The following is a 13,217-nucleotide window of genomic DNA, read 5'->3' as shown; positions in this document are numbered from 1 at the left end:
CCCTAAGTGATTGATTATCAACGAAAAAGAGTTGATAAGTCAGTCCTGACCTTCCCCTTAGGAGGGGGACGCTCTATCCAGCTGAGCTACGGGGGCAACAGCCGGCAATTCTCGCACGGCCCCCGGACGCGGGCAAAAGAACGGCCGCGAGCGCGATGTCACAGCGCGGGCGGCCGTCTGGAGAGACGGAGTGGGGCGCAGGCGGCTCAGCCGGCGGGCTGCATCCGGAGCTGGCCGGGGAAGGGCCCGCCGGAATCCCAGGCCAGGGGCATCATGTCCTCGATCACCGTGCCGCCGTGGCGGTCGTCGGCGAGGATCGCGAACACCTCTTCCGGCGTCTTCGCCACCGCCAGGCGCTCCTGAGTTTTCGCCCACCACGGGGTCTCGATACCGGCGTCGAGGTTGTCCAGCTTCTCCTGCCCCTGGTGCCCGGCCACCGAAACGCGCGCCTGGTCGCGGATCGCCATCAGGTCGTCGGTGGTGAAGCTCATCTGGACGTGCTGGTTGCCGTCGATGCTGCGGTTGCTGGGCGCGCCGTCGAAGGCGGCCTCGGCGTAGGAGGCCAAGGCCGGATGGAGGTCGGCGCGGACCACCGTCCACTGCGCGTTGTCGTAGTCGGGCGTGCCGTCGGCGCCGACCTGGTAGCGGACATCGGTCGTCAGGCCGCCGGAGTTGGTGTAGGTCACCTGGCGGTCGATGCTGCCATCGTCCCAGCGCGTGTCGGTGACGGTGTACTGGCTGTCGCCGTCGATGGCGACCTTCAGCCCGCCGAGCTCGATGCCGGCGAAGCTGGCGTGTTCGGCGTCGAAGACCTGGGTGGTGCCCGACTGCGGCACGCCCGGCGGCGACCACTCCGGGATCTTGCCGGTGGCCAGGAACTGCTGGTAGGCGGCCTGGCCCTCGGCGGTCGAGAGGTCGATGCGGGCGACGTCCATCTCGCGGCTTTCGTAGCTCGATTCGCTGCCGATGCCGACCGCGGCCACGCCCTGGCGGCCGATGCCCAGGAAGAGGTCGTTCTCGACCGTCTCCACCGGCCCCGCGGCCACCTGCACGATCGAGCCCTCCTGGCGGGTGACGCTGAAGCCCAGGCCGGACAGTTCGGTGTGCTCGCTGCCGATGGTGAAGGCCTTCCAGTTGGCCTCGAAGGCCGAGCCCTGCAGCGACTGGCCGCGCATCAGCACGGAGCTGCCGGTCGGCATGGACAGGGGGTCGAGGGGGTTGGGCAGGCCGTCGAGGTTGCCCTCGCCGAGCTGGGCGCCCTGCTGCGGGGTCACGATGGCCTCGTAGTCCAGGCGCATCCCCGCGAATTCGTGGTAGGAGCCCGAGACCGGCAGGCCCTTCATCACCTGGCGCAGCACCGGCGAGCCGTCGGCCAGCGAGCGCACGGAGTCGGGCAGCGCGTTCAGCCGGTCGGCCCACTTGTACAGCTTCTGCAGCGGGGTCCTGCCGAGGTCGACGCCGACCTCGCCGCGGATCTCGACGCTGGCCTCCAGGCGCTGGGTCTGTTCGAAGCCCACGCCCGTGCGCACCTCCGACAGCTCGACCTCGCCCTCCACGGTGACCTGGGCCTCGCCGCGCACCGGCAGCCAGCTGGTCGTGCCGACGCCACCGGCCTGGCCGGAGTAGCCCACGCTGAATCCCGGGTTGAGCAGGGGGCCGAGGATGTCGTCGGGCACGGTGCCGAGCAGCTCGTAGCCGGCCGCGATCTGCTCCGGCGTCGCGTCCGCGGGCAGGTCGATGCCCAGCAGCGACAGCGCGCCGCGCGCCTGCGGCAGCGGGATGGCGTTGGTGTCGGCGTTGGAGCCGCTGGCGGTGAGGTAGCCCGGGATCGTCGCGGGTGATTCCGCGGCCTCGTCGACGATGCGCTGCAGCTCCTGCACGTAGGGGCTGGAGGCGTGGTGCTGGCGGGCCTGTTCGTATTCGAAGTTGGCGGTTGCCGGCGGCAGGGCGTCGTAGTCGCTGCGCTGCGGCTCGAAGCGGTCCAGGGCGGCCTGCGCGGCTTCGGCGCGCTGTTCGTTGAAGCTGGTGTTGCGCGACTCGCGGATCGACTGCAGGTCGTCGGGCGGCAGGTTGCGCAGCGGCGGCCTGGCGAGATCCGAGTGGTCGGGCAGCGACATGTCGTGGATGGCCGCCACGGCCTCCTGCGGGGTGCTGGCGGAGGCGGGGGCCACCGCGGGGGTGGCCAGGGGCGCGGGCTCGGCGGCCGGCTGCTGCGGGGCGGGCGCCGCGGGCGCGTCGTCCTGGCGCTGCTCCCAGCTGTTGCGGATGGAGGCCTGGTCGTCGGGCGGCAGGCGATGGTAGAGCTGGGAGTCGACGCCGTAGATCTGGGTCATGGGGCAGCACGGTCACGGGGGAAGCATGACCGTAGCCGTGTCGTGGTGGCGGCCGGTATACGGGCGAACCCTAGGCGGCTGCGTCGTGTCGCTTCGCCCTCAACGACGAAGGGCTGGAACGGTGACCGTCCAGCCCTTCATGCGACTTCGTGGGTGGTGGAGCCAGGGAGGATCGAACTCCCGACCTCGTCATTGCGAACGACGCGCTCTCCCAGCTGAGCTATGGCCCCACAGGGGATCGCATTCTATACGCCCGCATCGCCGCTCGGCAATTCCCCCGTGGTGGCCGACAGCAGCGGCGCGAGCACCGGCTCCAGCTGCGCGCGGCGCCAGGTGCCGAACACCGACCAGTCGCCCTCGTCCTGCAGCGATTCGAGCCTGCGGCGCGAGGCCAGCACCCCGTCGGGCAGGCCGAGGGCCGCGCCGGCGGCGGCAGCGGCGTCCTGCAGGCGGCGCAGGGTGCGCTTGTCGCGTTCGTCGACCCGCACCGGTGGTGCCTCCTCCTCGTCCGGCAGGGGCGTGGCGAGCGCGTCGAGCAGCTCCGCGGCCAGCTTGCGCGGGGCCTTGGGGTGGCGGTCGAGCACCGCCTTCAGCGCCGGCAGGTCGGCCGGCGCGGTGCGGGCGAGGGTGGTCGCGAGCTCGTTGTCGAGCACCCAGCTGCGCGGGCGGTCGTGTTCGCGGGCCCAGGCGTCGCGCCAGCGCATCAGGCGCAGCAGGCGCAGCTGGGCGGCGCGGTCGAAGTGCTGGGCGCTGCGGATCGGCAGGTGCGGCCAGCGCTCGAGCCCGCTGTCGCGGGCGGTGGCGATCATGCGCGCGCAGTCCTCGCGCAGCCAGTCCATGCGGCCGAGCGCCTCGAGCTTCGCGGACAGGGCGTCGTGGAGCTCGAACAGGTGGCGCACGTCGTCGGCGGCGTAGGCGAGCTGGGCGTCGGACAGCGGGCGGCGCGACCAGTCCGAGCGGGTCTCGCCCTTGCCCAGGGTGACGCCGGCGATGTCGGCCACCAGGCGCTGGTAGCCGGCGCCGGCCGCGATGCCGGCGATCGCCGCCGCCACCTGGGTGTCGAACAGCGGTTCCGGCACCGCCCCGCAGGCATGCTGGAGGGCGATCAGGTCCTCGCTGGCGCTGTGCATCACCTTGGTGGTGGCGGGGTTGGCCAGGATGCCGCGCAGGGCCTCGGCCATGCCGGCGGCCTGTGCGTCCACCAGCAGGATCTCGTCGCGCACCGCCACCTGCACCAGCGCCAGGTGCGGCCACCAGGTGCGTTCGCGGATGAACTCGGTGTCCAGGCCGATGCGGGAGGGCGGGGTGTCGAAGCGTGCGAGGAGGGCGGCGGGTTCGGCCACCCAGGTGAAGTCGGGTTCCATCGGCGCCAGCGTACCGGCCGCCGCGGGCCAGGGGCAACGGTGGCGGGGCCATGTGGCTGCGCGGGCAGGGCTTGCCGTACTCTGCCACCGTGAGCGACTGCCGATTCCTCCACCTGACCACCGCCCGGGCGCGCCGCGCGGGTGCCGCCGCGGGGCTGGCGCTGCTGCTGGCTGCCGGCTGCGGGCGCGATGCCGGACCCGGGGCCGAGACCCCGGAGGCCGCCGCCGAGGAGGCGCGCGGCGACGGCAGCGTGACCATCAGCGGCGACGATCGCCTCGCCGACAGCCTGACCTGGCACGCGCCGAAGGTGGAGCTGGACAACGAGGAGGCCGCGCTGGAAGACGCCCTCGAGCGTGCAGGCGCCGCGCTCGAGGCGGGCGACCTGGATGCGGGTTCGGGCTCGGCGATCCCGCTCTACCAGGCCGTGCTCGCGCACGTGCCCGACAGCGCGCCCGCGCGCGAAGGGCTGGAGCGCGCGTTCACCGCGCTCCTGGCCGAGGGCCGGCGGGCCCTGGCCCGGGCGGGCGACGACGATGCCGCGCTCAGGCGTGCGCGCGAGGTCGCGGCGGTCGCGCGCAGCCTGCGTCCGGGCGGAGACGAGGTCGACGGCTACCTCGCAGGCGTCGACCGCGCCGAGGAAATGGCCGAGATCAACCGCGCCGCCGAGGTCGAGCTGCGCGAGGGGCGCCTGGGCGAGGCGGGCGGCGGGGCCCTGGCCCGGGTGCGCCAGGCGCTGGCGATCGACGCGGAGCAGCCACGCGCGCTGCAGACCCTCGCGGCCGTGGAGAGCGCGATGATCCGGCGCGCCGAGGACGCCGCGTCGGAGGGCGATTTCGAGGCCGCCGGGACCTGGCTGGGCCACGCCGGCAAGGTGCGCGAGGACGTCGGCACGGTGGAGGATGCGCGCGCCCGCGTCGATGCCGAGCGCCGGCGCTGGATCCAGCGGCTGCGCGACGACGGCGTAGCCGCGCTGTCGAAGCCCGACGGCATCGAGCGTGCCCGCACCCTGCTGGCGCGCATGCTGGCGCTGGCGGAGCCCGGCAATCCGGCCGTGGCCGAGCTGCGCGAGCGCATCGATCTTGCGGTGCACTACGGCAGCTTCCGCCCCGGCCAGCGCTTCACCGACGGCGCCGCCGGCGGCCGCGGGCCGCGGATGGTGGTGGTGCCGCACGGTGGCTTCAGCATGGGCGCGCTCGACGACGACCGCGACGCCGAGGACAGCGAGCGTCCGCGCCGCAACCTGCGCTTCGAGCGCGGCTTCGCGCTCTCGCTCAACGAGATCACGGTCGGCCAGTTCCGCCGCTTCGTCGAGGCCACCGGCTACCGCAGCCGCGCCGAGCGCCGCGGCTTCTCGATGGCCTACGACGAGCGCAGCGGCAACTTCGTCCGCCGCAGCGGCGTGGACTGGAGGTCGGACTTCGCCGGCGCCCCGGCCGCGGCCAACCTGCCGGTGGTCCACGTCAGCGCCCGCGACGCCCAGGCCTATGCCGACTGGCTGGCCGAGGTCAGCGGCGAGCGCTACCGCCTGCCCAGCGAGGCCGAATTCGAGTACGCGCTGCGCGCCGGCGGCGGCGGCCGCTATCCCTGGGGCGACGAGGCGCCGCCCGCGGGCACCGGCAACCTCACCGGCGGCAAGGACCGTTCGCCCGGCGGGCGCGGCTGGAGCAATGCCTTCGACGGCTACGACGACGGCCACTGGGGGCCGGCGCCGGTCGGCGGCTTCACGGCGAATGCATTCGGCCTGCACGATCTTGAGGGCAACGTCAGCGAGTGGGTGGCCGACTGCTGGCACGACAGCTATCGCCGCGCGCCGGCGTCAGGCGCCGCCTGGGTCAACCCGGGCTGCCGGATGCAGGTGGTGCGGGGCGGTGCCTGGGCGAGCTCGCCGCCGCAGACGCGCAGCTCGTGGCGGGCGCCGTCGCCGGTGGACAACACCAACGCGCGCGTCGGCTTCCGGGTCGCGCGGGACATCTGAAGCACACACTGAGGACAGACAACCGCATGCGCCAGGATCCGTTCGGACGTCAGCGTCAGCAGCAGTCGAGGCCGCGGCGCGGCTTCAACCCGAGGATCCTCGTCCTCGTCGCCTTCATCGCCTACGGCGCGTACTACTACTTCTCCAACCAGACGCTGGACCCGGTCACCGGCGAGAAGGTGCTGATCGACCGCTCGCTGTCGGTCGAGGACGAGAAGGCGCTGGGGCTTCAGGCCTACGAGGAGATCCTGTCCACCGAACGACCGGTCGATCCGAACACCCCGATCGCACGCGAGATCCGCGAGATCGCGCGGCGCCTGATCGAGCGGGTGCCCGACATCGAAGCCGCGCTGGCGGCCGAGAACGGCCAGCAGCCGACCGGGTTCTCGTCGACGTTCGACTGGGACGTCAACGTCATCCAGTCCGACCAGGCCAACGCCTTCTGCCTGCCCGGCGGCAAGATGGCCGTCTACACCGGCCTGGTGCCCGTGGCGGAGAACGAGCACGCGATGGCCGTCGTCATGGGGCACGAGATCTCGCATGCGCTGCTGCGCCACGGCGCCCAGCGCATGGCCCAGCAGAAGCTGTCCCAGGTGGGGCAGATGGCCGGCGCGATGAGCGGCATGGATCCGCAGCAGCAGCAGATGGTGATGGCCGCGATGGGCTATGGCTACCTGCTGCCCTACGCCCGCAAGCACGAGACCGAGGCCGACTACGTGGGCCTGATGCTGGCCGCCGCCGCGTGCTACGACCCGCGCGAGGCGGTCCCGCTCTGGGAGCGCATGAGCGCGGCCAGCGGCGGGCAGTCGCCGCCGGAGTTCCAGTCCACGCATCCCAACCCGGGTACGCGCATCCAGAACCTGGAGTCGCTGATGCCGAAGGCGCTGGAGTTCTACGAGCGCTACTGCCCCGAAGGCGCCCTGTAGCCGGGGCTGCGGCGGCAACAGGCAGAAAAGCGCTTTAGCTTTTGCAGGACTACTTGCGCTTGCCGCCGGCGGTGCCCCGGGGGTTCTCGGGGGCGGCGGGTGGGTTGGCCGTTGAGGCCAGGTTGCGCTGGAACTCCTGCCACATCGCCATGTTGCGCTCGGTCAGCTCGGTCATCATCGACCACGGCGTCTGGCCGAGCATGCTGCCCATCTGCTGGCGGAACTGCTGCTGCTGGTCGAGGAAGGTCTTCATCGAGCGCTCGAGGTAGCTGCCCATGAAGCCCTGCAGGGAGTCGCCGTAGAAGCGGATGATCTGGCTGAGCAGCTCCGTCGACAGGATCGGCTGGCCGTCCTGCTCCTGCTCGGAAATGATCTGCAGCAGCACCTGGCGGGTCAGGTCCTCGCCGCTCTTGGCGTCCCGGACCTCGAACTCCTCGCCGTCGACGATGAGCTGGCGCACGTCCTCGATGGTGATGTAGCTCGAGATCTCGGTGTCGTACAGACGGCGGTTCGGATACTTCTTGATGACGCGCATGGCCATGCTGCGGTGCCCGGTGTTCTCTCCTGGCCGCAGCATGACGCAGCGCAACAGTGCTTGCAACCGGCCCCCGGAAGGGGGCCGAGGCGTCACCAGCCCATGTACTGGCCGCCGTTCGCGGCGAGGTTGGCGCCGGTGATCCACGCGGCTTCGTCGGCCACGAAGAAGGCCACCGAATAGGCGATCTCGTCGGGCGTGCCGAGCCGCCCGGTGGGGATCTGCGCAACGATCTTCTCGCGCACCGCCTCGGGCACCGCCATCACCATGTCGGTGCCGATGTAGCCGGGCGAGACGGTGTTGACGGTGATGCCGAGCTTCGCGTTCTCCTGCGCCAGCGAGATGGTGAAGCCGTGCATGCCGGCCTTGGCCGCGGCGTAGTTGGCCTGGCCGTACTGGCCCTTCTGGCCGTTGATCGAGCTGATCTGCACGATGCGGCCCCACTTGCGCTCGCGCATGCCCTCGATCACCGGGCGGGTGACGTTGTAGCAGGCGTTGAGGTTGGTGGTGATGACGTCGGTCCACTGCTGCGGGGTCATCTTGTGGAAGGTCGAGTCGCGGGTGATGCCGGCGTTGTTGACCAGGATCTCGACCGGGCCCAGCGCCTCCTCGACCTTGCGCACCATGGCCTCGGCGTCCTCGGGGGAAGACACGTCGCCCGGCACCAGGGTGAACTCGAAGCCTTCCGCGCGCATCGCCTGCTCCCAGGCGCGCGCCTTCTCCTCGTTGCGGTAGTTGGTCGCCACCCTGTGGCCGGCCTTGGCCAGGCGCTTGCAGATGGCGGTGCCGATGCCGCCGGTCCCCCCGGTCACCAACGCAACCCGTGACGTCATGTCGTCGCTCCCGATGCGTGGGCGCGGAGTGCGCCCGCTGGAATCGATTCTAGGCGTGGGGCATTGCAGGGGCATTGTGCAGTGCGATGGCCGGAACCGGTCCGCGCGGAATGCGCCGCGGATCGAAGCCGGCCACCGCCGCGGCGAGGGTCGCACGCAGCGGGCCATGCGCCGGCAGCATGCCTGCGTCCTGGCCCAGCGCGCGCCAGGCGGCGCGCAGCGTGGGCAGCGGGTCGCCCGCATCGACCGCGAGTGACCGGTCCGACTTCGACAGCTTGCGCCCGTCGTCGCCGAGCACCAGCGGCAGGTGCAGGTAGCGCGGCCGCGGCAGGCCGAGCGCGTCCTGCAGCAGCAGCTGGCGCGGCGTGGAGTCGAGCAGGTCGGCGCCGCGCACGATGTCGGTCATGCCCTGGTCGGCGTCGTCGACCACCACCGCCAGCTGGTAGGCCCACCAGCCGTCGGCGCGGCGCAGCACGACGTCCCCGACCTCGCGGCCGACGTCCTGGGCGACGTGGCCATGCACGGCGTCCTCGAACGCCGCGCGGCGGCCGTCTGGCACGCGCAGCCGCACCGCGGGATCCGGGCGGCGCGCGCCGGGACGGCAGCTGCGGTGCACGCCGCCGGTCGCGGCGACGTCGGCGCGGCTGCAGTGGCATTCGAAGGCGTGTCCGGCCGCGAGCAGCCGCTCCAGCGCGGCGGCATACAGGTGGCCGCGCTGCGACTGCCAGGCCACCGGGCCGTCGTGCTCAAGGCCGAAGGCGGCGAGCGTGCGCAGCTGGTCCAGCGCCGCCCCGGGCACCTCGCGACCGCGGTCCACGTCCTCGATCCGGATCCACCACTCGCCTCCGGCGCTGCGCGCGGCCAGCCAGCTGCCGAAGGCGGCGAGCAGCGAGCCGAAGTGCAGGGCACCGGTGGGCGAGGGCGCGAAGCGGCCGCGGACCCCGCCCGCGGGCGACCCGGGGCGGATGGACGACGTGTCGGACGGGAAGGACGGGCTCATCGCGTCACCTTGAATTCAATGCCGGGCGTGCACACTTGATGGCTGAACCGTGATCCCGCAGGAAACCTTTCCCATGCTCAAGCGCGTCGCCCTTTTCCTCGCCACCAACCTGGCGGTGCTGGCACTGCTCAGCATCATCATGTCGGTGTTCAACATCAATCCGCAGGGTATGGGTGGACTGCTGTTGATGGCCGCGCTGTTCGGCTTCGGCGGATCGCTGATCTCGCTGCTGTCGTCGAAGTGGGTGGCCAAGCGCGCCGCCGGCCTGCATGTGATTGAACGCCCGAACAGCGACGTCGAGCGCTGGCTGGTCGACACCGTCGCCCGCCAGGCGCAGGCCGCCGGCATTGGCATGCCCGAGGTCGCGATCTACGACGCGCCCGAGATCAACGCCTTTGCCACCGGCGCCAACCGCAACAACGCGCTGGTGGCGGTGTCCACGGGCCTGCTGCGCTCGATGGACCAGGACGAGGCCGAGGCGGTGCTCGCGCACGAGGTCAGCCACGTCGCCAACGGCGACATGGTCACCATGGCCCTGCTGCAGGGCGTGCTCAACACCTTCGTGATCGTGCTTGCGCGCCTGGTCGGGCGCGTGGTCGACGGCTACCTCAGCGGCGGCCGCGACAACGGCGGCGGCGGGCTCGCGTACTTCGCCATCGTGTTCGTGCTGGACATGGTGTTCGGCCTGTTCGCGAGCATGATCGCGATGTGGTTCTCGCGCCACCGCGAGTTCCGCGCCGACGCCGGCGGCGCCGCGCTGGCGGGTCGCGACAAGATGATCGCCGCGCTCAAACGCCTGTCGCTCAACCAGGGCCAGAACACCCTGCCCAAGCAGGTCGCGGCCTTCGGCATCAGCGGTGCGATGGGCCACGGCCTGCGCCGGCTGCTACTGAGCCATCCGCCGCTGGAAGAGCGCATCCGCGCGCTCGAGGCCGGCAGCGTCGACGGCGAAGCGGCGCTGCGCCAGGGCCTGCTGGCCTGATCCTGGCGGTGGTGATGCGGGGCGACGCACCTGCGCCGCCCCGCCGGCGTCACTCGAAGTCGTAGGACATGTCCGGCCCCGACGGGGCCAGGAAGTTGCCCGACACGTAGTCCACGCCGGTGCCGAACAGCACCGACATCGTGGCCGCGTCGGAGATGAAGTCCGCCATGGTCTGGATGCCCAGCTCGCGCGCCTTGGCCGCGATCTCGCGGACCCGCGTCTGGTTGTCGGCGTTGCCGGTGAGGTCCTGGGTGAACCCGGGATCGATCTTGAGCATGTTCGGCTTGAGGTGCGCGAGCAGCTGGAACGAATCCAGGCCGGCGCCGAAGTTCTCCAGCGCGATGCGGCAGTCCAGGCGTGCGGCGGCCGCCGCGAACTCCTGCGCCGCCTTGAGGTGGGTGAACACCTTGGCCTCGGCCAGCTCCAGCACTAGGTACTCGCCCGGCACGCCGTGGGCCAGCAGCTGTTCGCCGATGTAGCGGGTCAGGCTGTCGTCGGCCAGCGAGGCCTGGCTGACCTTGACCAGCAGGGTGGTCGGCCGGTTGGCGCGGATGCGCTCGCCGATCACCGCGATCGCGCGTCCGACGACGTAATGGTCGATCTCCCAGAGCAGGCCGTGCTCCTCGGCGATCTGCAGGAAGCTCAGCGGCTTGATCAGCTCGCCGTCGGCGCCCTTCAGGCGCAGGAAGGCCTCGTACACCGCCCCGGTGTCGCCCTGCAGGCTGATCACCGGCTGGTAGTGCAGGACGAAGTTCTGGTGGTCGAGCGCGTCGCGCAGGCGCGTCACCCAGGCCTGGATGTGTTCTTCCTCGGCGCGGTCCACCGCGCTGGGGTCGAACAGTTCGAAGCGGTTGCCGCCGGTGGCGCTGGCCGAGGCCATCGCTTCGGTCGCCTTGGCGAGCACCTGGCTGACGCTGGCGATCTTCTCGCCGACCTGGACCGCGCCGATGCTGGCGGTGATCACGCTCGAGCGCGCGCCGATCTCGAACAGCTCGGCGGCGAAGGCGGCCAGCACGCGGTTGGCGGCCGCTTCCGTGCCGGCGTGGTCGGTGTTGCGCACCAGCAGGGCCAGCGTGTGTTCGCCGAAGCGCGCGGCGACCGCGTCCAGGCCCTCGGCGGCCGCGGTCAGGCGCGAGGCCGCGGATGCCAGCAGGTCGTCGGCGGAGTCCAGGCCGATGTCGGCCAGCAGGTGCTGGTAGTGGTCGGGCTCGACCAGCATCAGGCCGTGCCGCGCGCTGCCCCGGGCGGCGGCCTCGACGGCGTCCTCCAGTGCATGCAGGAAGGTCGCGCGGTTGTACAGGCCGGTGGCCTGGTCGCGCTGGCGCAGCTCCTCGATTTCCTGCGCCAGCTCCGGGTCGAGCTCCTGGCGGCGGATCACCACCTGCACGCAGGGCTCGCCCTCGTACTGGGCCTGGATGAACTCCATCGCGGCCGGGAACACGTTGCCATCGATGTCGCGGGCCTGCAGTTCGTGCCGCGGCGGCGGCGGCTCGCCCTGGGCCAGCGACTTGAGCAGCTGGCGGAACTCCTCGACGTGCTGGGGCGCGACCATGTCCAGCAGCGACATGCCCTCGATGTCCTCGAACTCGTCGTAGCCGAACATCTCCAGGTAGGCCTGGTTGGCGCGGATGTGCATGCCCTCGTGGACGTAGGCGATGGGGTCGCGCGAGGAGTCGATCAGGGCGTCGCAGCGGCGCTCGGTCTCGCGCAGCCGGGCCTCGAGCCGGCGCTGGGCGCGGCGGGCCTCGAGGTCGGTCCAGGCGTCGCGGACCAGGGCGAGCAGCAGCGGCGCCGGCTCGCGCGGAGACACGGTGCGGGCGCCGGCGCCGATGGCCTGGACCCAGGTGTCCTGGTCGATCGCGTCGCACAGCGCAAGCACCGGCATGTCCTTGCCGGTCGCGGTGACCTGCTGCACCACGGTGGCGAGCGGCAGCACCGTCGAGTCGACCTGCGCCACCAGCAGGTCGACCGGCTGCGCGGCGAGCATCGCGGTGAATTCGTCCGCTGAAGCCGGCCGCAGCGGACGCACCGCGATCCCGGCGTTGCGCAGCGTGCTGACGATGGCCTCCGCCGCTTCCGGGCTGTCGTCGACGATCATGAGCCGCAGCGCGGCGTCCTGGGTTCTGGACATGGGGTTCTCCGTGATGCGGCGTTATGCCATGCAGCGGCGCGTGGCGTCCACGGCGCGGCGCCGGCAGCGGGCAGGGTGTACAGCGCCGGCGGCGACCGCGGTCACAGTGCGCGCTTGGAGGTGTCGCCCGGCAGCTCGCGTACCAGGCGCGGCACCAGGTAGCCGGGCAGCCGCGCGACCAGGGCGGCGTGCAGCGCGCGCGCGCGCGCGTCGTCGACCTCGAAGTGGGCGGTGCCCGCGACGCGGTCCAGCTGGTGCAGGTAGTAGGGCAGCACGCCGGCCTCGAAGCCGCGCTCGCAGAGGTCGGCCAGGGCGTCGACGGAGTCGTTGACGCCGGCCAGCAGCACGGCCTGGTTGAGCAGGCTGGCGCCGGTGCCGCGCAGGGCGGCCATCGCCGCGTCGACCGCGGCGTCGAACTCGCGGGCGTGGTTGGCGTGCACCACCACGGCCACTGGCCAGGGCAGGCCGCGCAGCCAGGCCAGCAGCTCGTCGTCCACGCGCTCGGGCAGGACCACCGGCAGGCGGCTGTGGATGCGCAGGCGACGGACGTGCGCGACGTCGCGCAGCTGGTCCGTCAGTTCGACCAGCTTGCGCGTGGCCAGCGACAGCGGGTCGCCGCCCGACAGGATGACTTCGGTGATGCCCGGATCATCGGCGATCGCCGCCACCGCGTCGGCCCAGCCGCCCGCGGCGGCGGTCTCCTCGGCATAGGGGAAATGGCGGCGGAAGCAGTAGCGGCAGTTGATCGCGCAGCTGCCCGTGGCCACCAGCAGCGCCCGGCCCTCGTACTTGTGGATGACGCCGCGGGCCTTCTTCGCGGCGGCGTCGCCGACCGCATCCAGGCCGAAGCCGGGCACGGTGCGCAGCTCGTCGGCCAGCGGCAGGACCTGGCGAAGCAGGGGGTCGTGACGGTCGCCCCGGCGCATCCGGGCCACGAATCCGCGGGGCACGCGCAGGGCGAAGGCCTCGAGCGCGGCCGCAGGCACCGCGTCGGCCTCGGCCTCCAGCCCAACCAGGCGCAGGAGCTCGCGCGGATCGCGCACCGAGGCGCGCCAGGCGGCCTGCCAGCCGCTCGGCTGCATGGGAAGGGGGGCTGCGGGTATCATTTCCACGACATTCTAGCCGCTCGCGCGGCCC

10 protein-coding genes and 1 tRNA gene are annotated in these 13,217 nt (G+C 72.0%); 3 read left to right on the top strand and 8 right to left on the bottom strand.

All coding sequences use genetic code 11. The features are described 5' to 3' along the window. Nucleotides 1-206: 206 nt before the first annotated feature. From H9645_RS03080 to rnd, 3 genes are all read right to left on the bottom strand, one after another. Nucleotides 207-2,333: a hypothetical protein gene (locus H9645_RS03080; RefSeq protein ID WP_191728242.1), complete on the bottom strand. Its 2,127-nt coding sequence runs from the start codon at nt 2,331-2,333 to the stop codon at nt 207-209. Nucleotides 2,334-2,487: 154 nt separating this feature from the next. Beyond that, nucleotides 2,488-2,563, bottom strand: a tRNA-Ala gene (locus H9645_RS03075). Nucleotides 2,564-2,578: 15 nt separating this feature from the next. After that, nucleotides 2,579-3,697 carry a ribonuclease D gene (rnd, locus tag H9645_RS03070; RefSeq protein WP_191728241.1) on the bottom strand — a complete coding sequence of 373 codons (1,119 nt, stop codon included), beginning with the start codon at nt 3,695-3,697 and terminating at the stop codon, nt 2,579-2,581. Nucleotides 3,698-3,786: 89 nt separating this feature from the next. On the opposite strand from rnd, the gene H9645_RS03065 reads away from it, so the two are divergent. Further along, nucleotides 3,787-5,673 carry an SUMF1/EgtB/PvdO family nonheme iron enzyme gene (locus H9645_RS03065; protein ID WP_318240481.1) on the top strand — a complete coding sequence of 629 codons (1,887 nt, stop codon included), beginning with the start codon at nt 3,787-3,789 and terminating at the stop codon, nt 5,671-5,673. 26 nt (nt 5,674-5,699) lie between these two features. Beyond that, on the top strand, nt 5,700-6,599 hold the full coding sequence (locus H9645_RS03060) for a M48 family metallopeptidase (RefSeq protein WP_191728239.1): 900 nt from the start codon (nt 5,700-5,702) through the stop codon (nt 6,597-6,599). Between the two features lie 49 nt (nt 6,600-6,648). On the opposite strand, the gene phaR is transcribed toward H9645_RS03060, so the two are convergent. From phaR to gluQRS, 3 genes are all read right to left on the bottom strand, one after another. Further along, the gene (gene phaR / locus H9645_RS03055) at nt 6,649-7,140 is read right to left on the bottom strand and encodes a polyhydroxyalkanoate synthesis repressor PhaR (protein WP_191728238.1); all 492 of its coding nucleotides are present in this window, start codon (nt 7,138-7,140) and stop codon (nt 6,649-6,651) included. An 86-nt stretch (nt 7,141-7,226) separates the two neighbouring features. Beyond that, a complete protein-coding gene (gene phbB, locus H9645_RS03050) occupies nt 7,227-7,967 on the bottom strand; it encodes an acetoacetyl-CoA reductase (protein WP_191728237.1) in 741 nt (246 codons plus the stop codon). A gap of 49 nt (nt 7,968-8,016) precedes the next feature. Further along, nucleotides 8,017-8,967 carry a tRNA glutamyl-Q(34) synthetase GluQRS gene (gene gluQRS, locus H9645_RS03045; RefSeq protein ID WP_191728236.1) on the bottom strand — a complete coding sequence of 317 codons (951 nt, stop codon included), beginning with the start codon at nt 8,965-8,967 and terminating at the stop codon, nt 8,017-8,019. Nucleotides 8,968-9,040: 73 nt separating this feature from the next. On the opposite strand from gluQRS, the gene htpX reads away from it, so the two are divergent. Further along, the gene (htpX, locus tag H9645_RS03040) at nt 9,041-9,949 is read left to right on the top strand and encodes a protease HtpX (RefSeq protein WP_191728235.1); all 909 of its coding nucleotides are present in this window, start codon (nt 9,041-9,043) and stop codon (nt 9,947-9,949) included. 49 nt (nt 9,950-9,998) lie between these two features. Here the strand turns inward: htpX and H9645_RS03035 are convergent, their stop codons facing one another. Further along, nucleotides 9,999-12,080, bottom strand: a complete 2,082-nt coding sequence (locus tag H9645_RS03035) for an EAL domain-containing response regulator (RefSeq protein ID WP_191728234.1) — start codon at nt 12,078-12,080, stop codon at nt 9,999-10,001. Nucleotides 12,081-12,181: 101 nt separating this feature from the next. Further along, nucleotides 12,182-13,186: an EF-P beta-lysylation protein EpmB gene (epmB, locus tag H9645_RS03030; protein WP_191728233.1), complete on the bottom strand. Its 1,005-nt coding sequence runs from the start codon at nt 13,184-13,186 to the stop codon at nt 12,182-12,184. Between the last annotated feature and the right edge of the window lie 31 nt (nt 13,187-13,217).

This window comes from Luteimonas colneyensis (assembly GCF_014836665.1).
Classification (GTDB): Bacteria; Pseudomonadota; Gammaproteobacteria; order Xanthomonadales; family Xanthomonadaceae; genus Luteimonas; species Luteimonas colneyensis.
The sequence above is the reverse complement of the archived record's forward strand: the minus strand, read 5'-3'. Positions and strand labels throughout refer to the sequence as shown.

Bases quoted from the DNA above. Each gene is read 5' to 3' on its own strand.
- H9645_RS03080 (WP_191728242.1), bottom strand. From the start codon at position 2,333: ATGACCCAGATCTACGGCGTCGACTCCCAGCTCTACCATCGCCTGCCG.
- rnd (WP_191728241.1), bottom strand. From the start codon at position 3,697: ATGGAACCCGACTTCACCTGGGTGGCCGAACCCGCCGCCCTCCTCGCA.
- H9645_RS03060 (WP_191728239.1), top strand. From the start codon at position 5,700: ATGCGCCAGGATCCGTTCGGACGTCAGCGTCAGCAGCAGTCGAGGCCG.
- phaR (WP_191728238.1), bottom strand. From the start codon at position 7,140: ATGGCCATGCGCGTCATCAAGAAGTATCCGAACCGCCGTCTGTACGAC.
- phbB (WP_191728237.1), bottom strand. From the start codon at position 7,967: ATGACGTCACGGGTTGCGTTGGTGACCGGGGGGACCGGCGGCATCGGC.
- gluQRS (WP_191728236.1), bottom strand. From the start codon at position 8,967: ATGAGCCCGTCCTTCCCGTCCGACACGTCGTCCATCCGCCCCGGGTCG.
- htpX (WP_191728235.1), top strand. From the start codon at position 9,041: ATGCTCAAGCGCGTCGCCCTTTTCCTCGCCACCAACCTGGCGGTGCTG.
- H9645_RS03035 (WP_191728234.1), bottom strand. From the start codon at position 12,080: ATGTCCAGAACCCAGGACGCCGCGCTGCGGCTCATGATCGTCGACGAC.
- epmB (WP_191728233.1), bottom strand. From the start codon at position 13,186: ATGATACCCGCAGCCCCCCTTCCCATGCAGCCGAGCGGCTGGCAGGCC.